This window comes from Streptomyces sp. NPDC056486 (genome assembly GCF_042795295.1).
GTDB lineage: Bacteria > Actinomycetota > Actinomycetes > Streptomycetales > Streptomycetaceae > Streptomyces.
The window spans coordinates 228144-251865 of the sequence record NZ_JBHTSF010000001.1 but is presented as its reverse complement, the minus strand read 5'-3'; the positions used below and the strand labels follow the sequence as shown (position 1 = coordinate 251865).

Here is a 23722-nt window from a genome sequence, read left to right as displayed (position 1 = left end):
GAGAGTTCATGCCGTTGCTCGAGCCCACGCCGGAAGCCCTGCGTCCCGCGTCGCGACCGGAGGGCCCGGCTCCCGACCGGGTGCCGGACCGGCAGGCCAAGGGCACGCCCGAGCCGCTGCGCTCGGAGCTGTCCGCGCTGCTCGGCGCGGACAAGGTCCTGACGAAGATCTCCGACCTCGTGCGGTACGCCTCCGACGCGAGCCCCTACCGCTTCGTGCCGCAGGTCGTGGTCGTCGCACAGGACATCGACGACATCTCCGCCATCCTGTCGTACGCGCACGGCAGGAGCCGCGAGGTCGTCTTCCGTGCGGCGGGCACCTCGCTCAACGGCCAGGCCCAGGGCGAGGACATCCTGGTCGACGTGCGCAGGCATTGGGCGGGCGTCGAGGTCATCGGCGACGGCGAGCAGGCGCGCATCGCTCCCGGTACGACGGTCCTGCGGGCCAACGCCACGCTCTCCCGGCACGGGCGCGTCCTCGGCCCCGACCCGGCGAGCGCCATCGCCTGCACCATCGGCGGGGTCGTCGCGAACAACGCGTCCGGAATGACGGCGGGCACCACCCGCAACTCGTACCGCACGGTGGCCTCGCTGACCTTCGTCCTGCCGACGGGCACGGTCGTCGACACGGCCGATCCGGACGCCGACGAGCAGCTGGCACACGCCGAACCAGCCCTGTGCGAAGGCCTGTTGGCGATCAAGCGGGAGATCGAGGCGGACAAGGAGCTCACGGCCCGCATCCGCGCCAAGTACGAGATCAAGAACACGAACGGCTACCGCCTGGACGCGTTCCTGGACGGTGCGACACCCGTCGAGATCCTGCGCGGTCTGATGGTCGGCTCCGAGGGCACCTTCGGGTTCATCTCGGAGGTCGTCTTCGACACCCTTCCGCTGGACCGGCAGGTCACCACAGCTCTGCTCTTCTTCCCGTCCCTTCCTGCCGCGGCGGCGGCCGTCCCCCTGTTCAACGAGGCGGGCGCGCTGGCCGTCGAGCTGATGGACGGCAACACCCTGCGCGCTTCGACCAGTGTCGCGGGGGTGCCCGCCGACTGGGGGCGGCTCCCCAAGTCGACGGCCGCGCTCCTTGTCGAGTTCCGCGCACCGGACGCGGCGCGCCAAGAGGCGTACGAAGCGGCGGCCGCCAAGGTCGTCGAGGGGCTCGAAATCGTCGCGCCGGTCGCCTCGGTGACCAACGCCTTCACGCGTGACCCGAAGACGATCGGCGGCTACTGGAAGGCCCGTAAGGCGTTCGTGACGGCGGTCGGTGGCTCTCGGCCCTCCGGGACGACACTGATCACGGAGGACTTCGCGGTGCCGCCGTCACGGCTCGCCGACGCCTGTGAGTCCCTGCTCGAGCTCCAGACGCGGCACGGCTTCGACGCGGCCGTCGCGGGGCACGCCGCGCACGGCAATCTGCACTTCCTGCTCGCCTTCGACGCGGGTCTGCCGTCGGACGTGGAGCGCTATGCGGCGTTCATGGACGAATTCTGCAGGCTCACCGTCGAGCGTTTCGACGGCTCGCTCAAGGCCGAGCACGCGACGGGACGGAACATCGCCCCGTTCCTTGAGCTCGAATGGGGCCCGAAGGCAACGGAGTTGATGTGGCGCACCAAGCAGGTCATCGACCCGGACTGCGTGCTCGCGCCGCGCATCGTCCTCGACCGCGACCCGAAGGCCCACCTCCGCGGCCTGAAGACGATCCCCAAGGTGGAGCTGATCGCGGACCCCTGCATCGAGTGCGGCTTCTGCGAACCGACCTGCCCCAGCGAGGACCTGACGACCACTCCGCGCCAGCGGATCGTGCTGCGCCGCGAGATGATGCGCCAGGCACCCGGCTCCCCCGTCGAGGACGGACTCGTCGAGGCGTACGGATACGACGCCGTGGACACCTGCGCGGGCGACTCGACCTGCAAACTGGCCTGCCCGGTGGGCATCGACACGGGCGCCCTGATGAAGGACTTCCGCCGCGCACGGCACTCGCCGCGCGAGGAGCGGGCAGCCGCCTTCACCGCCAAGAACTTCAAGGCGGTCGAGGCCGCCGCACGGCTCGCGGTGGCCGCCTCGAGCCGGATCAACGACCGGCTCCTGACCACGGTGACGCGCGCCGCGCGCAAGGCAGTCCGCCCCGATCTGGTCCCCGAGTGGCTGCCGGACATCCCGGGAGCCGCCGCCCGCAAGCTGCCGCGCACCGCGCGTGTGGGCGCGAGCGCCGTCTACTACCCGGCGTGCGTCAATCGCATCTTCGGGAGCCCCGGTGACCGCTCCTTGCCTCAGGCCGTGGTCGCCGTCTCCGCGCGTGCCGGGCGGCCCGTCTGGATTCCGGACGATGTCGCGGGGACGTGCTGCGCCACGATCTGGCACTCCAAGGGGTACGACGAGGGCAACGCGGTGATGGCCAATCGCATCGTCGAGGCGGCCTGGGCCTGGACGGCGGGCGGCAGGCTGCCCCTGGTGGTGGACGCCTCGTCCTGCACGCTCGGCATCGCGCACGAGGTCGTGCCCTATCTCACCGCCGACAACCGGCAGTTGCACCGGGAGCTGACCGTCGTCGACTCCCTCGTCTGGGCCGCGGACGAGCTGCTCCCCCACCTGACCGTGCACCGCACGGTCGGCTCCGCCGTCCTGCACCCCACCTGCTCCATGAGCCACCTCGGCGACGAGGCCCAGCTGCGCACGGTCGCCGAGGCCTGCGCGGACGAAGTGGTGGTCCCGGACGACGCGGGCTGCTGTGCCTTCGCCGGTGACCGCGGCATGCTGCACAAGGAGCTGACCGAGTCGGCCACCCGTAAGGAGGCGGCAGAGGTCACTGCCCGCTCCTTCGACGCGCACCTCTCGGCGAACCGCATGTGCGAGGTGGGCATGGACCACGCCACAGGCCACGCCTACTACTCCGTACTCCTGGAGCTGGAGCGCGCCACACGTCCGTGAGGAACAGCGCCCCGGAAAGCCCCGGAAAAGAGGCTCCCGAGACCGGGCGCGAAATAAATCCAACTCCCTGGCCACTTCGGTCCCTTGCGCCACGCCCCTCCCCCTATCAGGGTGGCATCCGTTCCAGCGCAGGCATCCAAGCCACGGAGGTCCGATGCACGACGAGCACGCGATACCGAATTTTGACGAGTCCGACGAGTCCGCGACCCCTGACGACTCCACCGACGGCACATCCCGCCGCGCCGTGCTCCGCACCGCCGGCCTCGCCGGGGCGGGGCTCGGCCTCGGCGCCCTCGCCGGCGGCACGGCCCACGCCGACGCCTCGCAGGGCGCGCCCGCCGCTGCGGCATCGGCCGCCGAGGCACCGGCACGCAAGGGCAAGACCATGGTCGGCGTACCGTTCGAGCGGCGCTCCACGGTGCGCGTCGGCATCGTCGGGCTCGGCAATCGCGGCGGCAGCATGATCGATCTGTTCCTGGCGGTCCCGGGGGTGAAGGTCGTCGCGCTCTGCGACCCGGTCAAGGACAAGACCGCGGCCGCAGCGAAGAAGGTCACCGATGCGGGCCAGCCCGCCCCGGCGACGTACACCAAGGGCGATCACGACTTCGAGAACCTGTGCAAGCGCGGTGACATCGACTTCGTGTACGTGGCGACGCCCTGGGACTGGCACTTCGACATGGCGAAGACGGCGATGCTGAACGGCAAGCACGTCGGCGTGGAGTGTCCCATTTCGCTCCAGCTCGACCAGCTGTGGGAACTGGTCGACCTCTCCGAGCGGACCCGCAGACACTGCATGCAGTTGGAGAACTGCTGTTACGGCAAGAACGAGATGCGTGTCCTGCGCATGGCCCACGCGGGCAAGTTCGGCGATCTGCTGCACGGGGCGGGCGCGTACAACCACGACCTGCGCGGCCTGATGTTCGACCCTGACTACTACGAGGGTCCGTGGCGGCGCCTGTGGCACACGCGGCTGCGCGGCGACCTTTACCCCAACCACGGCTTCGGCCCGGTCTCCAATTACATGGACATCAACCGTGGCGACCGCGTCACGCACATCTCCAGCTTCGGCACGCCCGCGCTCGGTCTCGCCGAGTACCGCAAGGCGCACATGCCCGCGGGCGACCCGAGCTGGAAGGAGACGTACATCGAGAGCGACCGCACGATCAGCCTCGTGCAGACGGCGAAGGGGCGGGTGATCCGTCTTGAGCACGACGTTTCGACCCCCCACCCCTACAGCCGCATCAACAGCCTCGGCGGCACCAAGGGCGTCTTCGAGGACTACCCCGAGCGCATCTACATCGAACCGGACCACACGAACGACGAGTGGGGCGACTTCGGCAAGTACGCCGCCGACTTCGACCACTGGCTGTGGAAGGAGCACTCCAACCCGCCGGGCGGACACGGCGGCATGGACTACATCATGGTCTTCCGTCTGATGCAGACCATGCAGCTCGGCCTCGTGCCCGACTTCGACGTCTACGACGCCGCGACCTGGACGTCGCCCGTCCCCCTGAGCCACCTGTCGATCAAGGCGAAGGGCGCGCCGCAGGCGATCCCGGACTTCACTCGCGGTCTGTGGAAGAAGCCTCGGCCGGGAGTGGACTCGGAGAAGCCGCAGGCATAAGAGACTTGGGCTCATCGGGCCCGGCGGTGCTCACGTCAGCGCTGCCGGGCTCCTCCGCCTGCTCGGGAACAAACGCGATCTCTCCGGAGAGGACCTTCTTGGCCCGCTCCGTGTCGAGCGCGCCCTCCCAGCGCGAGACCACGAAGACGGCGACGCAGTTGCCGAGCAGGTTCGTGGCGACGCGCATGGCGTCCATGATGCGGTCCACGCCGAGCAGCAGGGCGACCGCGCCCGCCGGGATGACCCCGAGCGCGGAGGCGGTCGCGGAAAGGGCGAGGAACGCCGAACCGGGCACACCCGCCATGCCCTTGCTGGTCAGCATCAGAACGAGGACCACCGTGACCTGCTGGCCCAGACTCAGGTCCACGCCGACGGCCTGCGCGATGAACAACGTACCGATGGAGAGGTAGATCGAGGCGCCGTCGAGGTTGAAGGAGTATCCCGTCGGCAGGACGAGGCCCACCGCGTCGTCGCGGCAGCCCGCCTGGCGCAGCTTCTGCATCATGCGCGGCATGACGGCCTCGCTGGAGGCCGTGCCGAGCGCGAGCAGCATCTCCTCGCGTGTGTAGCGGACGAACTTCCACAGGCTCAGGCCGGTCAGCGCCTTCAGGGCGACACCGAGCAGGACGAGGAAGATCAGGGCCACCGCGTAACAGACACCGATGAGCTTGCCGTACGTCGACAGTGCGCCGATGCCGTACTCCCCCACCAGATGCGCGGTCGCACCGAAGACGGCGAGCGGCGCCAGCTTCATGATGAAGCCGACGATCGCGAAGACGACCTCCTGGCCCTGCTCGATGGCGGGCAGGATCGCGGGGACCTTCGTGTTGCCGAGATGCAGCAGGGCCGCGCCCACCAGGCAGGACAGGACGAGGACTTGGAGCAGCGAGTTCTCGGCGAAGGCGCCGATCGCGCTGTCGGGCAGCGAGTGCAGGAGGAACTCACTGGTCGAGGGCAGCTCACCCCCGCCGGTCTTCGCGTCGACGGCGGACGCGTCGAGTTTGGAGGGGTCCACGTTCATTCCGGCGCCCGGGCTGACGAGGTTTCCGGCGAGCAGGCCCACGACGAGGGCGACCGTGGTCGCGACCTCGAACCAGATGAGGGCCTTGATCCCGATGCGGCCGAAGGCCTTGAGGTCTCCGGCCTTGGTGATTCCGGCGACGACCACACAGAAGACGAGCGGGGCGATCATCGCTTTGATGAGACGTACGAAGCCGTCGCCGAGCGGTTGGACGGCGGTGCCCGCGTCGGGCCACAGCCTTCCGACGAGGACTCCGAGCACCAACGCGCAGGCGACCTGCGCGAACAGTGAGGTTCGCAATGTGCGTGCTACGCGTCGCGGTATGGACGGTACGGACTGCGGCACGGGCACTCCTGTAGTGAGGCTTCAACTAACTTCTGCCATACGGAAATTTCTTTCCGCGAGGCGCCACTATGGCGGAGTGAATGCTTCCGCAAAAGACCTCCAGATCACATCGGCGTAAATCTTGGATCATGCTCCAAGCCGCCGGAGTGGAGTGCGAGGCTCCGGAGTGGAGGAAGGGCCCCGGAGCGCTTCAAGGGGCGGCCGGGGGCCACGAAGACGGCTCCGGAAAGCACCCTCCATCGTCGCCGCATCGTGTACGTCCGGTCGGTGCGAATCGCGCGTCCGTCCGTGGTGACCGTCTCGCGGTCCGTCCAGGTGGACTTGAGCGCGTCGGTGGATTCGCCCTCGGTCCATCGATGGACGGAAGCATTGACGAGAGTATTGACGAGCGCACGGCTGACGGTCGTCTCGACGCGGCCGTGGGAGGTGTCGACGTATCCCGAGACACTGAGCCGATGACTGCCTGGTGTCGAAACGGTGCTCACGCTCAGGCGAACCAGGCCCGTATGTCGGCTTGTTGGCCAGGTGCCCCGCCTAGTGCCCGGTCAGCTTGCCGGAGACGTGCTCACGCTTCTCGTCCCAGGAGCCCGATGCGGTCGCGCGGGCTAGGGCCCTTCTGATGGATCTCCGTGGGAGAAGGAGCGGCGTTCGGTGCGTGCCCTCGGCGTGCGGTGTGAAGGGTCATGTGGCGGAGTCACCTGTCCCTTTGCGCCGTGCGGTGAGGGTGCGTGCCGGGCGTCGCGACGCCGCGGAGATCCATCAGAAGGGCCCTAGCCCTTCAGGTTCTTCTTGTCGCCCATCACCACGACCGGGTGCTGCTTCGGGTCGAGCTTCTTCAGGAGGTACTCCATGCCCGTCTTCGACAGACTCACGCAGCCCGACGTACCGCTGCCGTGGTCCATGTGCAGCCAGATACTGCCGCCCTTGGACTGGCCCTGGGGGCGGGTCGGGTCGTTGGGCGGGGTGCCCTTGGCGCGGTTGTAGTCGATGGCGATGACGTAGTCGAAGTCGTGCCAGTGCGACTTGGACCAGTAGTGCGGCGCCTGCATCGAGGCACTCTCGGTGTACGGAAGCCCGGCACCCGGATCGGCGAGGACGCCGCCCGCGTCGGTGAGCGTGTAGACACCGACCGGACTGCGCTTGTCGTTCTCGCGATGGTCGGTGGTCCAGCCCTTCTTGCCGTTGTGCGCGGCCCAACTACGCGTCTTGTCCCATGTCGAACCGGACTTCGTGTACAGGACGACGGTGGACTTCGCCGAGTCCTCGCCCTCCCCGTAGACCGCGACGACCTGCCGGGAGTTCCCGGGAATCTTGTTCCGGAGACGGTCTCCCACATCGGGGATGCGCTTGAGATCGGTCGTCGCCGACGGCTCGGCCCTGTTCGCCTGGTCCGTGCCCGCATCGTCCTTCGCCCCGTCGTCCCCGCTTCCGCAGGACGTCAGAAGAACACCGCAGGCCGCGAAGGCAGCCACCGCTCGCACCGCACCAGCTATACGCATCCGTCCATGGTCGCACCCGGATCACGTGAGCCGTCCAGGCGCCCGGCCCCGGGCGGAGAAGGGGCCGAATCTTTACTCCCCGACGGAAAATCGTTTGCTTCGCACCACCGTCCGAGGCGAACCTTTCACCGCCTGTTACCGCTGCTCCGCTGCTTGTTGCCTGTTGTCGCTGCTTGTCACCTGTTTCGCTGTGCCCGTTCACCACCGTCCGTTCACCACCGTCCGTTCACGCCGGCGCGCTCCGCCGAACCGACGGCCCGCCTCTTTGACCCCGACCCTGGGACGTCACTCGTCATGCAGATTCGCGATCTTCCGTTCACCGACCCGGGTATGCCGGATGCCCGCTCGGGGCCTCACTTCCTGCGCTGGCTCGGACGCAACCAGCTCGGCGGCCAGCTGAAATCCCTTGCCTGGGGTCTCCTGCACTTCGGCTCCATCGCGGTGCTCCCCTACCTCGTCGGCTTGGCCGTGCAAGCCGTGATCGACCGGTCCGGAGGACGGCTGGCCATCGCGGGAGGGGTGATGGCGCTGTGCGGCATGGCCATCGCCCTGGGCGACACCATGCTCCACCGCACGGCGGTCACCAACTGGATCACCGCCGCCGCCCGCGTCCAGCAGCTCCTGGCCCGCAAGACCGCGCAGCTCGGCTCGGCGCTCACACGGCGCGTCGCCGCCGGTGAGGTGGTCGCGGTCTCCACAGGAGACGTCGAGAAGATCGGTTGGTTCGTGGAGGCGGTCTCGCGGTTCGCGGCGGCCGCGCTCACGGTCCTCCTCGTCTGTGTGGGCATCGTCATCTACCAGCCCGCTCTCGGCATCGTCGTCGCGGTGGGCGTCCCGGTGCTCGCGCTCGCCGTACTGCCGCTGCTGCCGCGCGCCACCCGGCGGGCCGACCATCAGCGGGAGAAGGCAGGGCGCGCGACCGAACTGGCCTCGGACACCGTGGCCGGGCTGCGGGTGCTGCGGGGCATCGGCGGCGAGGAACTCTTCCTCGACCGCTACCGCCGCGCCTCGCAGGAGGTGCGAACGGCCGCCGTGCGCAGCGCCCGGATGTGGGCGGTGATCTCGGCGGTCCAGGTACTGCTGCCGGGGCTGCTGCTCATCGTGGTCGTCTGGCACGGCGTGCACCTGGCCCGCGAAGGCCGGATCACCATCGGCGAGCTGGTCACCGTCTACAGCACGGTCACGCTGCTGACCTATCCCTTGCGGCACTTCGAAGAGATCGCGATGGCCTACAGCTTCTCGCGTCCCTCGGCCAAGCGCGCCGCCCGCGTGCTCTCGATCCAACGCACGACACATGCGGCAGGCGGGCTGCCGGACGGCACGGCCCCGGCCGGTGGCGGGCAGCGTCACGACGGGGAAACCCCCTCCGGTGATCTCTACGACCCGGTGACCGGGCTCCTCGCCCCCTCGGGCCGTCTGACCGCCGTCGTGTGCGGCGACCCGGACGAGGCGGGGCGGCTCGCCGAACGCCTCGGCGGGCACGCGGCGTTCGACGACGCGGAGAAGCTGCCGTCCGTGCTGCTCGGCGGGGTACCGCTCGACGAGGTGCCGCTGGCCACCGCACGCACCGCCGTCCTCGTACAGGACAAGGACCCGGTCCTGCTCTCCGGCACGCTCCGGGGGCTCCTCGACGTACCGGCGTCGGGAGCGGTGGACGCCGACGAGGCTCTGGAGGCCGCGCAGTGCGCGGACGTCCTTGACGCCCTTGCGCAGGCTTCGGTGGACGAGGCACCGCTGGACGCCCATGTCACGGAGCGCGGACGCTCCCTGTCGGGTGGGCAGCGCCAACGGCTCGCGCTGGCCCGCTCGTTGGTCACCGACCCCGGCGTACTCGTGCTCGACGAGCCGACGTCCGCCGTCGACTCGCACACCGAGGCGCGGGTCGCCGAGGGCATCAAGGGGCTGCGCAAGGGACGTACGACCGTGGTCCTCACATCGTCGCCGCTGCTCCTCGACCGGGCCGAACGCGTCGTCTTCCTCCATGAGGGCGAGGTCGTGGCGGTGGGCGAACACCGCGCGCTGGTGCACAGCGAGCCGCGCTACCGGGCGGTCGTGACGCGCGAGACGGACGAGGAACGGGCGCCTCACGCGCCCACCGACATCAAGACCGGCACAGACACAGACACCGACACCGGCACTGACACCGCCATCGAGATCGACATCGAGGAGACGGCATGATCGGCCTGGCGCCACCGGAGTACGACCCGGCGGCCCCGACCACCGCGGACACCCTGCCCGTCGGCGCGCCCGCGACGGTCGGAGCCTACGTACGCGAGCTGGTCAGGCGGCACCGCCGGGCCTTCGCCCTGCTCATCACGGTCAACACCTGCGCCGTGGTCGCCTCCATGGCCGGTCCCTACCTCCTTGGCGATCTGGTCGAGAGCGTCTCGGACGGCGCACGCGAACTCCATCTGGGGCGCACCATCGGGCTCTTCACCGTCGCCCTTGTCGTGCAGGCCCTCTTCGTCCATCAGGTGCGGCTGCGCGGCGCGATGCTCGGTGAGCGGATGCTGGCGGATCTGCGCGAGGACTTCCTCGTGCGTTCGGTCGGGCTGCCGCCGGGCGTGCTCGAGCGGGCCGGGACGGGGGATCTGCTGTCGCGGATCACCACGGACGTCGACCGCCTCGCGAACGCCATGCGGGAAGCGGTGCCGCAGCTCGCGATCGGCGTGGTGTGGGCCGCTCTGCTGATCGCCGGTCTCGCCGTGGCCGCGCCGCCGCTGGCGCCCGCCATTCTCGTCGCCGTGCCGCTCCTTGTCGTCGGCTGCCGCTGGTACTTCAAGCGCGCGCCCGCCGCCTACCGTTCGGAGGCCGCCGGGTACGCAGCTGTCGCCGCCGCCCTCGCCGAGACCATCGACGCGGGGCGCACGGTGGAGGCGCACCGGCTCGGGGACCGCCGCGTGAAGCTGTCGGAGCGCCGCATCAAGGAGTGGACGGCGTGGGAACGACACACGCTCTACTTGCGCTCCGTCCTCTTCCCGGTCGTCAACTTCACCCACACCCTCGTGCTCTGCTCCGTCCTGATGATCGGCGGCGTGTTCGTCCTGCAGGGTTGGATCGGCGTGGGCCAGCTGGCCACCGGCGCCCTGATCGCGCAGATGCTCGTCGATCCGCTGGGAATCATCCTGCGCTGGTACGACGAGCTGCAGGTCGCCCAGGTCTCGCTCGCCCGGCTCGTGGGCGTACGGGACATCGAACCGGACGCGGGCGACGGTTCCGTCACTCCGGACGGACGCGATGTGCTCGCGGACGACGTGCACTTCGGCTACCGCGCGGGCGTAGACGTCCTTCGGGAGGTGTCGCTCGCCGTGCAGCCGGGTTCGCGGGTCGCGCTGGTCGGCCCGTCCGGCGCGGGCAAGTCGACGCTCGGCAGGCTGCTCGCCGGGATCTACGCACCGCGGAACGGTCACGTGACGCTGGGCGGAGCGGAGCTGTCGGCCATGCCCGCGGAAGAGGTCCGCGCCCATGTGGCCCTGGTCAACCAGGAGCACCATGTCTTCGTGGGCTCCCTGCGCGACAACCTCCTGCTCGCCAGGACCGGGGCGCGGGACGCCGAACTGTGGGCGGCGCTCGGCGCGGTCGACGCGGACGGCTGGGCACGGGCTCTGAGCGAGGAGCTGGACACCGAGGTGGGCTCGGGCGGCTTCGCCCTCACCCCGGCGCAGGCCCAGCAGATCGCACTGGCCCGCCTGGTACTCGCCGACCCGCACACACTGGTCCTCGACGAGGCGACGTCGCTCCTCGATCCGCGCGCGGCACGCCATCTGGAGCGCTCCCTCGCCCGCGTCCTGGACGGCCGCACCGTCGTGGCCATCGCCCACCGGCTGCACACCGCGCACGACGCGGACGTCATCGCGGTGGTCGAGAACGGCCGGATCAGCGAGCTGGGCAGCCACGACGAGCTGGTGGGGGCGGGAGGTGCGTACTCGGCGCTCTGGCGGTCCTGGCATGGATGATTCGCCACCCGCGGCGGCCCCGAACCCCTCTCGCTTCGTGCCTGGCGTGACGCATCAAGCGCTGCTGAGTCGCCTGCTACCGGATGAGCCGGTGGGCGAACTGCCTGTCCTCCAGGGCCAGTTCCACCAGGTGGTGATCGCCTCGGACCGTGTGGTGCGCTTCGCCCGCACCGAGGCGGCAGCCGCCCGGCTGACCGCGCGGGCGGCTGTGCTGCGCGTGCTCGCCGGGCTCGACCTCGGCTTCCGCACTCCCGAGCCGCTGCTCACCGGCGGCGCTCACGGCACGGACGAGCCGCCGTACCTGGTGCTCAGCCGAGTCCCCGGAGCGCCACTGCCGGACAGTGCGCTGGAACGCCCCGGGATGGCCGCATCGGTTGCGGCGCAGTACGTCACCCTGCTGACCGGCCTCGCCGAGGCGGGCACCGACGAGGACGTACGGGCGGCGCTGCCGCGTGCGCCCGAGGGCGAGTGGCGGCTCTTCGCGGCGGACGTCCGCGCGGAGCTGTTCGGCCTCATGTCGGACGCCGGGCGGCTGCGCGCCGAGCGGGAACTCACGGCAGTCGACGACCTCCCCCATGTCACCGGAGCGGTGGTGCACGGTGACCTCGGCGGGGAGAACGTGCTGTGGGAGGACGCCGACGGGTGGCCGCGGCTCAGCGGAGTGGTCGACTGGGACGAGGTCGCGCTCGGCGACCCGGCGGAGGATCTCGCGGCGGTCGGCGCCGGCTACGGCGAGGAGCTGATGGGCCGGGTGCTCGCGCTGGGCGGCTGGGCAGGGGCGGCGTACGACGGGGTGGCCGCACGCGCCGCGACGATCCGCGGCACGTTCGCCTTGCAGCAGGCGCTGTCCGCGTATCGCGACGGCGACGAGGATGAGCTGGCGGAGGGTCTTGCGGGGTACGTGTAGGGGACCGCGCCGCCCCGCCGCCCTCAGATGAAGTTGAGCGCGGCCGCGCCGCCCACTCCCCCGAGCAGCATGAAGACCGGCATAAGGACCTTCAGCTCGATCCAGCTGCCCGCCCGGAACCGCATCAGCTTCGGCGGCCCGATGGGGTACCAGCGCTTGCGGCCGATGGGGATGGGCCACAGGATCGGACAGCCGGAGACCGTGAGCGCGTCCCCGATGTCGTGCACCAGGGCGCCGAGCACGATCGGAAGACCCAGCCACAGATACTCCTGGCCCGGCGCGGTGAAGAGCCAGTCCGCGCCGTTCCCGGGCTTGTCCAGGACTCCGGCGAGGATCCAGGCGCTCGTCGCGGCGAGCAGCCACACAAGGACATCGCTGCTCGAACCCCGCGCGGCCCGCCACAGCAGGCCTTCGATGGCGAGCACCATGTGGATGAAGAGCAGTGCGAGGACCGCCCAGCGGCCACCGAAGATGGCGAGGGCCGAGGAGCCCGCCCCGATGAGGACGGCCCAGAGCCAGGTGTGCGTGAGGGTGCGGTGCCCCCCGGCCCTGCGCGGGTCGCCCTGCTTGCGCGTCGCCTTGTAGACGGCTGCCGAGAGCTTGTCGACGATCTCGCACAGACCTCTGGAGACGGGTCCGAAGGCCCGCGAGATGGTCGCCGATTTGTGGTCGAGGTCGGGCGCGAGCGCGGCCCCGGCGCAGATCAAGGCTCCGACCAGGAGGACCGGCCAGGGCATCGTGTGCCCCGCGGCTGTCGCGGCCGCTCCGACGCCCAGCCAGGCCGCCGCTCCCGACAGTGAGTGTGCCGGACCCATCATGGCTTTTCCCCGCCCCATTTTCGTTGTACTGATGCCCCGTTGGCGACACAGCGTAGCGTTCGTGATCTTCGTACGGATCGCCGGTTCCCTGATCGGGAGAGAAGAAGGGCAAGATGGGGGTGTGACACTTATTGATCAGCTGCCGCCGGATGCCGACCCCGATGCCCTCTTCGAAGCCTTCTCCTCATGGGCTGAGGAGACGGGGATCACTCTCTACCCGGCTCAGGAGGAGGCGCTGATCGAGGTGGTCTCCGGAGCCAACGTGATCTTGTCCACGCCGACCGGCTCCGGAAAGAGCCTGGTCGCGGCGGGCGCGCACTTCACCGCCCTTGCCCAGGACAAGGTCACCTTCTACACGGCACCGATCAAGGCGCTGGTGTCGGAGAAGTTCTTCGACCTGTGCAAGCTCTTCGGCACCGAGAACGTCGGCATGCTGACCGGTGACGCGTCGGTCAACTCCGACGCCCCCGTCATCTGCTGCACGGCCGAGGTCCTCGCGTCGATCGCGCTGCGGGACGGCAAGAACGCCGACATCGGCCAGGTCGTGATGGACGAGTTCCACTTCTACGCGGAAGGGGACCGTGGCTGGGCCTGGCAGATCCCGATCCTGGAACTGCCGCAGGCACAGTTCATCCTCATGTCCGCGACGCTCGGCGACGTCTCGATGTTCGAGAAGGACCTGACGCGCCGTACGGGCCGCCCCACCTCCGTGGTCCGCTCCGCGACACGCCCGGTCCCCCTCTCGTACGAGTACCGTCTGACGCCCATCACGGAGACCCTCACCGAGCTCCTGGAGACCAAGCAGGCTCCGGTCTACATCGTCCACTTCACGCAGGCACAGGCCGTCGAGCGCGCGCAGTCGCTGATGAGCATCAATATGTGCACCCGTGAGGAGAAGGACAAGATCGCCGACCTCATCGGCGGCTTCCGCTTCACCACCAAGTTCGGCCGCAACCTCTCGCGATACGTACGCCACGGGATCGGCGTGCACCACGCAGGCATGCTGCCCAAGTACCGGCGGCTCGTCGAGAAGCTGGCGCAGGCCGGTCTGCTGAAGGTCATCTGCGGCACGGACACCCTCGGCGTCGGCGTCAACGTGCCGATCCGTACGGTGCTGTTCACCGCCCTCGCCAAGTACGACGGCACGCGCGTACGGACCCTGCGTGCCCGGGAGTTCCACCAGATCGCGGGCCGCGCAGGTCGTGCGGGCTTCGACACGGCGGGCCTCGTCGTGGCACAGGCGCCCGAGCACATCATCGAGAACGAGAAGGCGCTCAACAAGGCGGGCGACGACCCGAAGAAGCGCCGCAAGGTGGTGCGCAAGAAGGCACCCGAGGGCTTCGTGGGGTGGACCGAGGAAGGGTTCGACAAGCTCATCAACTCCGAGCCCGAGCCGCTGACCTCCCGCTTCCGCGTCACGCACACCATGCTCCTGTCGGTGATCGCCCGTCCGGGCAACGCCTTCGAAGCGATGCGTCACCTCCTCGAGGACAACCACGAGCCGCGCAAGCAGCAGCTGCGGCACATCCGCCGCGCCATCGCCATCTACCGTTCGCTGCTCGACGGCGGAGTGGTGGAGAAGCTCGACGAGCCGGACGCCTCGGGCCGCATCGTGCGTCTGACGGTCGACCTCCAGCAGAACTTCGCGCTCAACCAGCCGCTGTCGACGTTCGCGCTCGCCGCCTTCGACCTGCTCGACAAGGAATCGCCTTCGTACGCCCTCGACATGGTGTCCGTCGTCGAGTCCACCCTCGACGACCCGCGCCAGATCCTCGCCGCCCAGCAGAACAAGGCGCGCGGCGAGGCCGTGGCCCTGATGAAGGCGGACGGCGTCGAGTACGAGGACCGCATGGAGCGGCTCCAGGACGTCACGTATCCCAAGCCTCTGGAGGAGCTCCTCTTCCACGCCTACAACACCTACAGGACGAGCCACCCGTGGGTCGGCGACCACCCGCTCTCCCCCAAGTCCGTGATCCGCGACATGTACGAACGAGCGCTGACCTTCACGGAGTTCACGTCCTTCTACGAACTCGCCCGCACCGAGGGCATCGTCCTTCGCTACCTCGCGAGCGCGTACAAGGCTCTTGAGCACACCATCCCGGACGACCTGAAGTCCGAGGACCTGGAAGACCTCATCGCCTGGCTCGGCGAGATGGTCCGTCAGGTCGACTCCAGCCTGCTCGACGAGTGGGAGCAGCTCGCCAACCCCGAGGTCATGACGGCCGAGGAGGCCCAGGAGCGCGCCGACCAGGTCAAGCCGGTCACCGCCAACTCCCGCGCCTTCCGTGTCCTGGTCCGCAACGCGCTCTTCCGCCGCGTCGAGCTCGCCGCCCTCGACCACGTCGAGGAGCTGGGCGAACTGGACGCCGAGTCCGGCTGGGACGCGGACGCCTGGGGCGTGGCCATGGACAAGTACTGGGACGAGTACGACGATCTCGGCACCGGTCCCGACGCGCGCGGCCCCAAGCTGCTGCTCATCGAGGAGGACCCGGACCACGGTCTGTGGCGCGTCCGGCAGACGTTCGCCGACCCGAACGGCGACCATGACTGGGGTATCGGCGCGGAGGTCGATCTCGCGGCCTCCGACGAGGAAGGCCGCGCCGTCGTCCGCGTCACCGACGTCGGCCAGCTCTGACCGACGGCCGCTGACGCCGACCGCACCGAGCTTCCCCCCGGACAGGAGTCGAGGAACCCCCATGAACAACCCCGCCGAACGTCTTGTCGACCTGCTGGACCTGGAGCAGATCGAGCTCAACATCTTCCGTGGCCGCAGCCCGGAGGAGTCCCTGCAGCGGGTGTTCGGCGGGCAGGTCGCCGGGCAGGCCCTGGTGGCCGCCGGGCGTACCACCGAGGGCGAGCGCCCTGTGCACTCGCTGCACGCGTACTTCCTGCGGCCCGGCCGTCCGGGCGTGCCGATCGTGTACCAGGTCGAGCGGGTGCGGGACGGGCGCTCCTTCACCACGCGCCGTGTCACCGCGGTCCAGCAGGGGCGCACCATCTTCAATCTCACCGCTTCCTTCCATCAGCCCGAGGCAGGCGCGTTCGAGCACCAGCTGCCGCCGCGCATCACGGCTCCGGATCCCGAGTCGCTGCCGACGGTCGCCCAGGAGATCACCGAGCATCTGGGTGGGCTGCCCGAGCAGCTGGAGCGCATGGCCAGACGTCAGCCCTTCGACATCCGCTACGTGGACCGGCTGCGCTGGACCCCTGAGGAGATCAAGGACGCCGAGCCGCGCAGCGCGGTCTGGATGCGTGCGGTCGGCCCGCTCGGCGACGATCCCCTCGTCCACACCTGCGCGCTGACCTACGCGAGCGACATGACGCTCCTGGACGCCGTCCGCATCCCCGTGGAGCCGCTGTGGGGCCCACGGAGCTTCGACATGGCCTCCCTTGACCACGCCATGTGGTTCCACCGCCCCTTCCGCGCGGACGAGTGGTTCCTGTACGACCAGGAGTCCCCGATCGCGACGGGTGGCCGCGGTCTCGCACGGGGCCGTATCTACGACATCGAGGGCAGGCTGCTGGTCTCGGTCGTACAGGAAGGGCTCTTCCGGGCCTACGGGGAGCGGCACATGGACGGCCGCCCGTCGGCAGGATGAGGCAAATGGGCGCATGAGCTACTTCATGTACGACGTCCTGGGCGAGACGGTCGACGAACCTGATCCGGAGACGATGAGGCGCGTGTTGGACGGCCTCACGAACGCTGACGACGAGCATCCCGACGTGTCGCTGTCCCATGAGAGCGGGTGGTCTCTCAGCGCGTTCCGGGGCGGACTGCTGATCTGGGAGAACGCGGAGGACGGCTCGGTGGCTCCCCGCCGGATGCACGAGGTGACCCGGGAGGAGACCCTCCGGCTCTTCGGGCTTCTGGCAGCCGGTGACGTCGTATCGATCGAGGCGCTTTCGTGGCAGAGGCAGAGAGAGGGACTGGGCATGAACACGGACGAGAACATCACCGGTCACCGCGACCGCCGGCTCGCCGAGGCCGTTCGGCTGCGCGAGGCCGGTCTCCGCGAAGAGGCACGGGAGCAATTGCTCGCCCTGTGCGAGCAGTTCCCTCTGGACACGGAGGTGGCGTACCAGACCGCGTGGGTGCACGACACACTCGGCCTTGAGGCCGAGGCGGTGCCGCACTACGTACGCGCGGTCGAGAGCCCGGGCCTTTCTCCTGATGACCGTCGGGGAGCACTCCTCGGCCTGGGCAGCACCTACCGCGTCCTTGGCCGGTACCCGGAAGCCGTCACGACCTTGGGCGACGCGGTGGCCGAGTTCCCCGACGACAGCGCCCTCAAGACCTTTCTGGCCATGGCCCTCTACAACACCGGCCGGGCACACGACGCGATGGAGATCCTGCTGACCCTGCTCGCCACCACGAGCCAGGACCCGGACATCGCCGGCTACCGTCCCGCGATCGAGCACTACGCCAAGGATCTCGACGCAGCTCTGTAGCGGAGCCACCCACGAGCCGTCGCCCCTGCTTCCGTCTGGTTACGCTCCCCTGCGGCGCATCCACTTGAGCAGGCCTCGCGGCTCCGGCGCCCTCACTTTCGTCTCTTCGTCGGGAAGTGCGGCGTCGGGCAGCGCGGCGGGGAGCGCCTCGTGATCCGGCGCGGGGTGAGGGTCTGGCTGAGCGTCGGGTTCCGCCCGAGGACCAGGACCGGAACCGGGACCACCACCAGGGCCGAAGCCGGAGTCCGGCGCGGGCCTCGGCACAGGTCGCTGCCCGCGGGCCTGGGAGAGACTGATGGTCAGATTCGCCCGCAGCCAGCGGATCTCGTCCGGGTCGTCCGCGGTAGTGATCTTCTGAATGATCCGTCCCGCCGGTGACTCGGGTGCGCCCTGACCGATGGACTCGGGCATGAGCCTGCGTACGTAGGCGCGTTCATACGGGTCCTTGATGATTTCCGCGATCTGGACCGGGTCGAGCAGCGAAGCCACGGCCGCGGCACGCTCCCAGGGATCTTCGGCCTGCCGCAGCAGCGTTCCCGCATGGCGGCCCCGCCAGTTCCGTGCCCGCAGGTCGACGCCCGCTTCCAGCTGGGCGCGGATCGCGCCAGAGGCGCGGCCGGTGAGCAGACCGGCGTTGGCCTCGGACTCGGCGAACTGCCTTAGCTCCTCGGCCAGATACAGCCAGACGACTGCCCGATACCGGTTGAGATAGAACTTCACCGGCGTGACGAGACCCGCGCGCGTGAGTCGGGTGAACCGGGCCGTGGAAATGTCCATGAGCGTCGCGCCCTCGGTGGTCCCCACAGCTCTGATGCGCTCCATCCATTCCTCGGGAAAGCCCTCCCCGGCTCGGACGCGCTCGATCTCCTCGCGTGTGACGCGGCGCCGTCCACCGACTGCGTCGCTGACGGTACGGATGCACCCCAGCATCACGGCGAGTTCGAACTCTCCGCGCCGCAGCCCCAGTTCTCGTGCCGCGCGGGTCTGCGTGACCGATGTCTGCGCTGCCGCATCCGCGACTTCCTGCGTGATCGTGTGACCTGACATGGTGGTTCTCCCCCGTGAGGCGTCTTTGCTCTCGGGAAAACCGTAGCGCGATCACCGCAACTCGCGCCGAGCCTGTGGATAACTCTCGCCGCGCCGACGTTTCAGCTGATCAGAGGTCTACCACCGGTGTCCGCTCCAGCTGTCGCGCGTCCACGCCGAGGTGCTCACCGACACGATTGACGAGCAGTGTCATCTCATACGCGACCTGGCCGATGTCCGCCTCCGCGGAGCTGAGGACGCACAGGCAACTGCCGTCGCCGGCCGCGGTGACGAAGAGCACCGCGTCGTCGAACTCGATCATCGTCTGACGCACGTTGCCCGCGTGGAAGTGTCGACCTGAGCCCTTGGCCAGGCTGTGCAGACCCGACGAGACCGCGGCCAGATGTTCCGCGTCCTCCCGCCTCAGTTCGGAGCTCGCGCCGGTCACCAGTCCGTCATTGGACAGCACCAGCGCGTGGCGCACGGACTCCATGCGCTTGGTCAAGTCGTCGAGCAGCCAACCGAGCCCCGCGTTCTGCACCATGTTCCCGTCTCCCCGTCTCGCTGCTCCCCCTGGCTGGAGGAACTGACCTGCCAGCCTTCCCCACCATCGGCGCCCCGGCAAGCATGATGAGGACATGGCACAGAAGATGACCGATGACCAGTGGCGGGCTTTCGTCTCACAAGGCACCCGTACCGGCAAGCTGTCGACCGTCCGGGCTGACGGCAGCCCACATATCGCACCAATCTGGTTCCTCTTGGACGGGGACGATTTGGTGTTCAACACCGGGGCCGAGACCGTCAAGGGGCGGAATCTGGCGCGGGACGGGCGTGTCGCCCTGTGTGTGGACGACGACAGGCCTCCGTTCGCGTTCGTGGTGCTGCAAGGGCAGGCCCGCCTGAGCGACGATCCCGAGGAGGTTCGGCACTGGGCGGCTCGGCTCGGAGCCCGCTACATGGGTGAGGGGCGCGCCGAGGAGTTCGGCGAGCGCAATGGCGTGCCCGGTGAACTCCTCGTGCGCGTCAAGATCGACAAGGTCGTCGCTCTCGCCGCCGTATCCGACTGACGTCCCCGCCCGACGTGTGACGCCTCAGCCCACCGTGTCGAGCAGCCGGGCGGTATGCATCCGCCCGGCGTACTCGACAAGACGTATCAGCACCTCCTTTCCCGAATCGCGGTCCCGTGCGTCGCACAGCACCACGGGGGTGCCGCGGTCGAGGTCCAGAGCCCGTGACACTTCATGCGCACCGTACGTACGCGCGGTCGCGAAGCAGTTCACGGCCACCACGAACGGGATGTGCCGATGCTCGAAGTAGTCGACGGCGGGGAAGCAGTCCTCGAGCCGCCGTGTGTCCGCGAGGACGACGGCACCGAGCGCGCCCTGGGACAGCTCGTCCCACAGGAACCAGAAACGGTCCTGCCCCGGTGTACCGAAGAGGTACAGCGACAGGCCCGACCTGATGGTGATGCGGCCGAAGTCCATGGCGACGGTCGTCGTGGTCTTGCGGTCGACTCCGCCGGTGTCGTCCACCAACTGGCCCGCCTCGCTGAGCAGTTCCTCGGTGCGCAGCGGACGGATCTCGCTGACCGCGCCGACCAGGGTGGTCTTGCCCACCCCGAAGCCGCCCGCGACCAGAATCTTCAACGCCATGGCGGTCGTGTCGCCACCGTCGGCGTCAGAGCGCTCGGAGCCCATCGATCACCTCTCGCAGGATCTTCTCGTCGGGTAGCTGCGCGGGTGGCACGGGTCGGCTCACCTTCACGCAGCCCATTTCCAGCAGGTCGCCGAGCAGCACCCTGACCACTCCCACGGGCAGATCGGCGTCGGCAGCCAGTTCGGCGACCGACTGGGTCTCGGTGCGGCACAGTTCGATGAGCGACCGGTGTTCCGGTCCGAGCGCGGTGTCGTCCCCTGCGCCCGGCGCGTTCTCGTCCAGCGTGACGAGGGCGATCAGATCGAAGCGCACTCCACTGGGTCCCGGCTGGGTCCGCCCGCCAGTCATCGCGTAGGGACGGACCAGTGGTCCGGCGTCGCTGTCGTACCACTGGCTGCCCACATCGTGCGGGACGCCGCTTCCGTCCTCGGTCATCTGCGTAGACCGCCCGGCGTCATCCGGCGGCCGGTGGCTGCGACCCGAAGCGCGATGGCGTGTAGAGATGCTCGCCCACCCTCTTGACCAGGCGTGCCATCTCATAGGCGACCAAGCCGATGTCGGCCGTCACGGAGCTGAGGACGGCGAGGCAGGAGCCGTCGCCCGCCGCCGCCACGAACAGGAAGCCGTCGTCCATCTCGACCATGGTCTGGCGCACTCCCCCGGCTCCGAAGTGCCGGCCCGCGCCCTTGGCCAGGCTGTGAAACCCGGAGGCGACCGCGGCGAGATGCTCGGCGTCCTCACGGGTGAGGGCGGTCGAGGCGCCGACGGCGAGCCCGTCGTTGGACAGCACCACGGCGTGCCGTACCTCGGCGACGCGCAATACCAAGTCGTCCAGCAGCCAGTCGAGTTCGCCGGACCGGCCGGCGGTGATGCTCTGATCCTGGATCATGCGGGGTCTCCTTCGGTGCTGCTGTCACTGGCCGGGTCGGGCCCTGGAATGTCGGGGACCGCGCCGACGATGCCCGGCCGGCGACCGCCGCCGCGGGCCCAGCCGTCGCGGTAGGCGGTCATGCGATCCCGTACCTCGTCGGGGCTGCGATCGGTCTCTTCACGGGCGCTCACGGATCCAGCCGTGCCATCGGGGCGGCGCTCACGCAGTTGGGGGGCCAGGCTGGCCTGGCGCACGCGGCGCGGAAGGTCCTCCGAAGGCTCAGCGGCGCTATCGGGTTCCTCGGTGTCCGGGGGCTTGCGCAGGCGGAGTGTGGTGACGCCTGGGGGTGCCGTCTCCGGGGTCTTCGCCGACACTCCCAGTGCCGGGCGGGCGGCCGGGGCCGGGGCGGGGTTGCCGTCCATCGATGCGGCATCGGGCACGCGCGCGTGCCCGATCTGTTCACGGTCACGTTCCATGGTGTGGGCTCCGGGACTCTCCGGTGTGATGCTCTGCAGCAATGCGGTGGGCAGGAGGACAACCGCGGTGGTACCGCCGTAGGGGGACGTACGAAGGTGCACTTTGACCCCGTGTCGCGCGGCGAGCCTGCTGACCACGAAGAGCCCCAGTTGGTCGCTGTCGAACAGGTCGAGCGCTTCGGACTGCTCGATGCGGCGGTTGGCTTCGGCCAGGGTCTCTGCGCCCATCCCGAGGCCACGGTCCTCGACCTCCAGGGCGTAGCCGTTGCCGACCGGCTCGCCGTTGACCCGCACTTTGGTGTGGGGCGGCGAGAACTGGGCGGCGTTCTCGACGAGTTCGGCCAGGAGGTGGGTGAGGTCGGCGACGGCCGTGCCGATGACCGCGGCCGCGGGGAGCTGTCGCACCTCCACACGCGCGTAGTCCTCGACTTCGGAGACGGCCGCACGGACGACGTTCGTCAGGGCGACAGGCGTGCGCCAGGCCCGTCCCGGCGCGGCTCCGGAGAGGATGATCAGGCTCTCGGCGTGCCGCCTCATCCGGGTGGTGAGGTGGTCGAGCCGGAAGAGGTCGCTGAGTTCGTTCGGGTCGTCCGACCTGCGCTCCATGCTGTCGAGGAGGTTGAGCTGGCGGTGGACGAGGACCTGGCTCCTGCGGGCGAGGTTGACGAAGACGCCCGAGATGCCGCTGGCGAGTTCGGCGCGCTCGATGGCGGCGCGCAGGGCCGCCCGGTGCACCGTGCCGAGCGCTTCGTAGACCTGCCCCGTCTCGTCCTCCGCGGGCGGGTCGGGGGGCGCTTCGGTGTGAATGTCGATCTCCTCACCGGCCCGCAATCTCCGCATGGCGTGAGGAAGTTTGTGCCGGGCGATCTCCAGCGCGCCGTTGCGCAGGCTCACCAGTTCGACGACCAGGCCTCGCCCGATGCGTACGGAGATGACCAGTGAGGCGGCTACGGCCACGAGTCCGAGGAGCACGGCGGCGCCTGCCGGCGTGAGCAACCCGCGCGTGAACGGGTCGGCCCGATCGGCGGCGCTACGGCTCGCCCCCGCGTCGATCGCGCGGAGCTCGTCCCGCACCACGCCATGGGCGCGGTCCCATTTGGCGGCCGATGCCGCGAGGGCGGATTGTCTGTCCGGGGGTGCGACGATCACCTTGTCCTCGACCGCGCGCACGTCGGCGTACGCGGCCCCCTCCACGAGGTCCTGCCAGGCTGCTCGTTCGGGACCGCGCAGATCCGCCACCGCCGACTCGGTCAGGGTTCGCCGGGTGTCGACGGCTCCGGTGAACTGCCGCAGCCGCTCCCCGTCCAGAGACCCGTCGAGCCGGGCGCTGGACAGGACGACGTCCTCGCGCGCCAGCATCTCGGAGGCCCGGGCGAATTCGAGCAGTACGCGCGCGTCGGAGCCGAGTTCGGCCTCCTGGATGCCGGTGAGCGCACCGCCGACTCCGAAGGCTGCCGAAATGGCCCTCGTGTACTGACCGTAGGTCGTGTCCCAGGCCGTGCGGCGGTTCAGCACGTCGGTCCGCAATGCGCTCAGGCCTTCGGCTGCGGAGACGAATGTCTCGAGCCTGGACGCCACGCCGGTCGGTAGATCGCTGCCATCGGCAATCGTCCGCCCCTCGCCACGACGCAGCTTCGCCACAGCGCGGTCCGTACTTCCCGCCTGCCTCTTGAGTTCGCTGCCACGGTCCGGCGTGGGCTCGGTCGCGTAGCTCACGGCTGCCACCCGCTCGGCCTGCAACGCGGCGACGGCCGTGTCGACCGGGCCGCGCACCTCGGCGTCGACGCGCTGCAACTGCCTTAGCCGCGCCACGTCTTGAGCCGTGGAGACCGTGGCGTATCCCCACAGTGCGAGCAGCGAGACGACCGGCACCATGAGCAGGCAAAGGATCTTGGCCCGTACGGTACGGGGGCGCGGCCACCAAGATCCCCCGCGCGCGGCGGTCGTCAGCGGCGTGGGCTCCAAGGGGGCTTCCGCGTCGGGCCGTTCGTCGGCAGGCGCTCCCGCGTGTGCGCGTCGACCACGTGCCGGGTCCCCGGGCGTCGGCGGCGATGTGCCGTCGGCCGGGTCGAGGGTCCTACGGGGTGTGCGCATGGCCTCCTCGTTCGGAAAGATTTCGGGGCGTGGGTGTCCGCCCGACCGTGACC

The 23722-nt window shown here is 69.5% G+C and carries 18 protein-coding genes and 1 pseudogene; 9 read left to right on the top strand and 10 right to left on the bottom strand.

The window, feature by feature from the left end:
- The first annotated feature begins 8 nt into the window (after nucleotides 1–8).
- On the top strand, nucleotides 9–2927 hold the full coding sequence (locus tag ACFQ7F_RS01065; protein ID WP_383264134.1) for an FAD-binding and (Fe-S)-binding domain-containing protein: 2919 nt from the start codon (nucleotides 9–11) through the stop codon (nucleotides 2925–2927).
- Between the two features lie 154 nt (nucleotides 2928–3081).
- On the top strand, nucleotides 3082–4551 hold the full coding sequence (locus tag ACFQ7F_RS01060; protein ID WP_383264132.1) for a Gfo/Idh/MocA family protein: 1470 nt from the start codon (nucleotides 3082–3084) through the stop codon (nucleotides 4549–4551).
- Here the strand turns inward: ACFQ7F_RS01060 and ACFQ7F_RS01055 are convergent.
- The 3 genes and pseudogenes from ACFQ7F_RS01055 to ACFQ7F_RS01045 all read right to left on the bottom strand — a co-directional run bounded on the left by ACFQ7F_RS01055 (nucleotide 4490) and on the right by ACFQ7F_RS01045 (nucleotide 7416).
- A complete protein-coding gene (locus tag ACFQ7F_RS01055) occupies nucleotides 4490–5917 on the bottom strand; it encodes a cation:dicarboxylate symporter family transporter (protein WP_383264130.1) in 1428 nt (475 codons plus the stop codon). The two genes, ACFQ7F_RS01060 and ACFQ7F_RS01055, sit on opposite strands and share 62 nt — an antisense overlap.
- A 248-nt stretch (nucleotides 5918–6165) precedes the next feature.
- A pseudogene (locus ACFQ7F_RS01050) lies at nucleotides 6166–6496 on the bottom strand (peptide-N4-asparagine amidase); the annotation flags it as partial.
- 191 nt (nucleotides 6497–6687) lie between these two features.
- Nucleotides 6688–7416: a L,D-transpeptidase family protein gene (locus ACFQ7F_RS01045; RefSeq protein ID WP_383264127.1), complete on the bottom strand. Its 729-nt coding sequence runs from the start codon at nucleotides 7414–7416 to the stop codon at nucleotides 6688–6690.
- Between the two features lie 294 nt (nucleotides 7417–7710).
- Here ACFQ7F_RS01045 and ACFQ7F_RS01040 point away from each other — a divergent pair, with 294 nt between their 5' ends.
- Genes ACFQ7F_RS01040 through vph form a run of 3 tightly spaced genes read left to right on the top strand, consistent with a single transcriptional unit; the run spans nucleotide 7711 to nucleotide 12279 of the window.
- Nucleotides 7711–9594 (top strand): ABC transporter transmembrane domain-containing protein, encoded by a 1884-nt coding sequence (locus ACFQ7F_RS01040; RefSeq protein ID WP_383264125.1) that lies wholly within the window; start codon nucleotides 7711–7713, stop codon nucleotides 9592–9594.
- Nucleotides 9591–11372, top strand: a complete 1782-nt coding sequence (locus ACFQ7F_RS01035; RefSeq protein WP_383264122.1) for an ABC transporter ATP-binding protein — start codon at nucleotides 9591–9593, stop codon at nucleotides 11370–11372. Before ACFQ7F_RS01040 ends, ACFQ7F_RS01035 begins: the two co-directional genes overlap by 4 nt.
- Before the next feature lie 46 nt (nucleotides 11373–11418).
- The gene (vph, locus tag ACFQ7F_RS01030) at nucleotides 11419–12279 is read left to right on the top strand and encodes a viomycin phosphotransferase (RefSeq protein WP_383264120.1); all 861 of its coding nucleotides are present in this window, start codon (nucleotides 11419–11421) and stop codon (nucleotides 12277–12279) included.
- A gap of 23 nt (nucleotides 12280–12302) precedes the next feature.
- Here vph and ACFQ7F_RS01025 read toward each other — a convergent pair whose 3' ends face one another.
- On the bottom strand, nucleotides 12303–13097 hold the full coding sequence (locus tag ACFQ7F_RS01025) for a metal-dependent hydrolase (protein ID WP_383264118.1): 795 nt from the start codon (nucleotides 13095–13097) through the stop codon (nucleotides 12303–12305).
- A gap of 31 nt (nucleotides 13098–13128) precedes the next feature.
- Here ACFQ7F_RS01025 and ACFQ7F_RS01020 point away from each other — a divergent pair, with 31 nt between their 5' ends.
- The 3 genes from ACFQ7F_RS01020 (at nucleotide 13129) to ACFQ7F_RS01010 (ending at nucleotide 17546) form a co-directional block, all read left to right on the top strand.
- Nucleotides 13129–15732, top strand: a complete 2604-nt coding sequence (locus ACFQ7F_RS01020) for a DEAD/DEAH box helicase (protein ID WP_383264115.1) — start codon at nucleotides 13129–13131, stop codon at nucleotides 15730–15732.
- A gap of 61 nt (nucleotides 15733–15793) precedes the next feature.
- A complete protein-coding gene (locus ACFQ7F_RS01015; RefSeq protein WP_383264113.1) occupies nucleotides 15794–16696 on the top strand; it encodes an acyl-CoA thioesterase in 903 nt (300 codons plus the stop codon).
- A gap of 334 nt (nucleotides 16697–17030) precedes the next feature.
- Entirely contained in the window at nucleotides 17031–17546 is a 516-nt protein-coding gene (locus ACFQ7F_RS01010) for a tetratricopeptide repeat protein (RefSeq protein ID WP_383264224.1), read from the top strand.
- A gap of 39 nt (nucleotides 17547–17585) precedes the next feature.
- Here the strand turns inward: ACFQ7F_RS01010 and ACFQ7F_RS01005 are convergent, their stop codons facing one another.
- The gene (locus tag ACFQ7F_RS01005; protein ID WP_383264111.1) at nucleotides 17586–18593 is read right to left on the bottom strand and encodes a DUF6397 family protein; all 1008 of its coding nucleotides are present in this window, start codon (nucleotides 18591–18593) and stop codon (nucleotides 17586–17588) included.
- Nucleotides 18594–18702: 109 nt separating this feature from the next.
- Complete coding sequence (locus ACFQ7F_RS01000) at nucleotides 18703–19116, bottom strand: roadblock/LC7 domain-containing protein (RefSeq protein WP_383264108.1); 414 nt, start codon at nucleotides 19114–19116, stop codon at nucleotides 18703–18705.
- Between the two features lie 94 nt (nucleotides 19117–19210).
- Between ACFQ7F_RS01000 and ACFQ7F_RS00995 the strand changes: the two genes are divergently transcribed.
- Entirely contained in the window at nucleotides 19211–19639 is a 429-nt protein-coding gene (locus ACFQ7F_RS00995) for a PPOX class F420-dependent oxidoreductase (protein WP_383264106.1), read from the top strand.
- Nucleotides 19640–19663: 24 nt separating this feature from the next.
- Here the strand turns inward: ACFQ7F_RS00995 and ACFQ7F_RS00990 are convergent, their stop codons facing one another.
- From ACFQ7F_RS00990 to ACFQ7F_RS00975, 4 genes are read right to left on the bottom strand one after another with little or no spacing between them, the layout of a single operon-like run.
- A complete protein-coding gene (locus ACFQ7F_RS00990; protein WP_383264104.1) occupies nucleotides 19664–20269 on the bottom strand; it encodes an ATP/GTP-binding protein in 606 nt (201 codons plus the stop codon).
- Nucleotides 20250–20663 carry a DUF742 domain-containing protein gene (locus ACFQ7F_RS00985; protein WP_383264101.1) on the bottom strand — a complete coding sequence of 138 codons (414 nt, stop codon included), beginning with the start codon at nucleotides 20661–20663 and terminating at the stop codon, nucleotides 20250–20252. Before ACFQ7F_RS00985 ends, ACFQ7F_RS00990 begins: the two co-directional genes overlap by 20 nt.
- Nucleotides 20664–20682: 19 nt before the next feature.
- The gene (locus tag ACFQ7F_RS00980; protein ID WP_383264099.1) at nucleotides 20683–21117 is read right to left on the bottom strand and encodes a roadblock/LC7 domain-containing protein; all 435 of its coding nucleotides are present in this window, start codon (nucleotides 21115–21117) and stop codon (nucleotides 20683–20685) included.
- Nucleotides 21114–23669 (bottom strand): nitrate- and nitrite sensing domain-containing protein, encoded by a 2556-nt coding sequence (locus tag ACFQ7F_RS00975; protein WP_383264096.1) that lies wholly within the window; start codon nucleotides 23667–23669, stop codon nucleotides 21114–21116. Before ACFQ7F_RS00975 ends, ACFQ7F_RS00980 begins: the two co-directional genes overlap by 4 nt.
- Nucleotides 23670–23722: the final 53 nt, after the last annotated feature.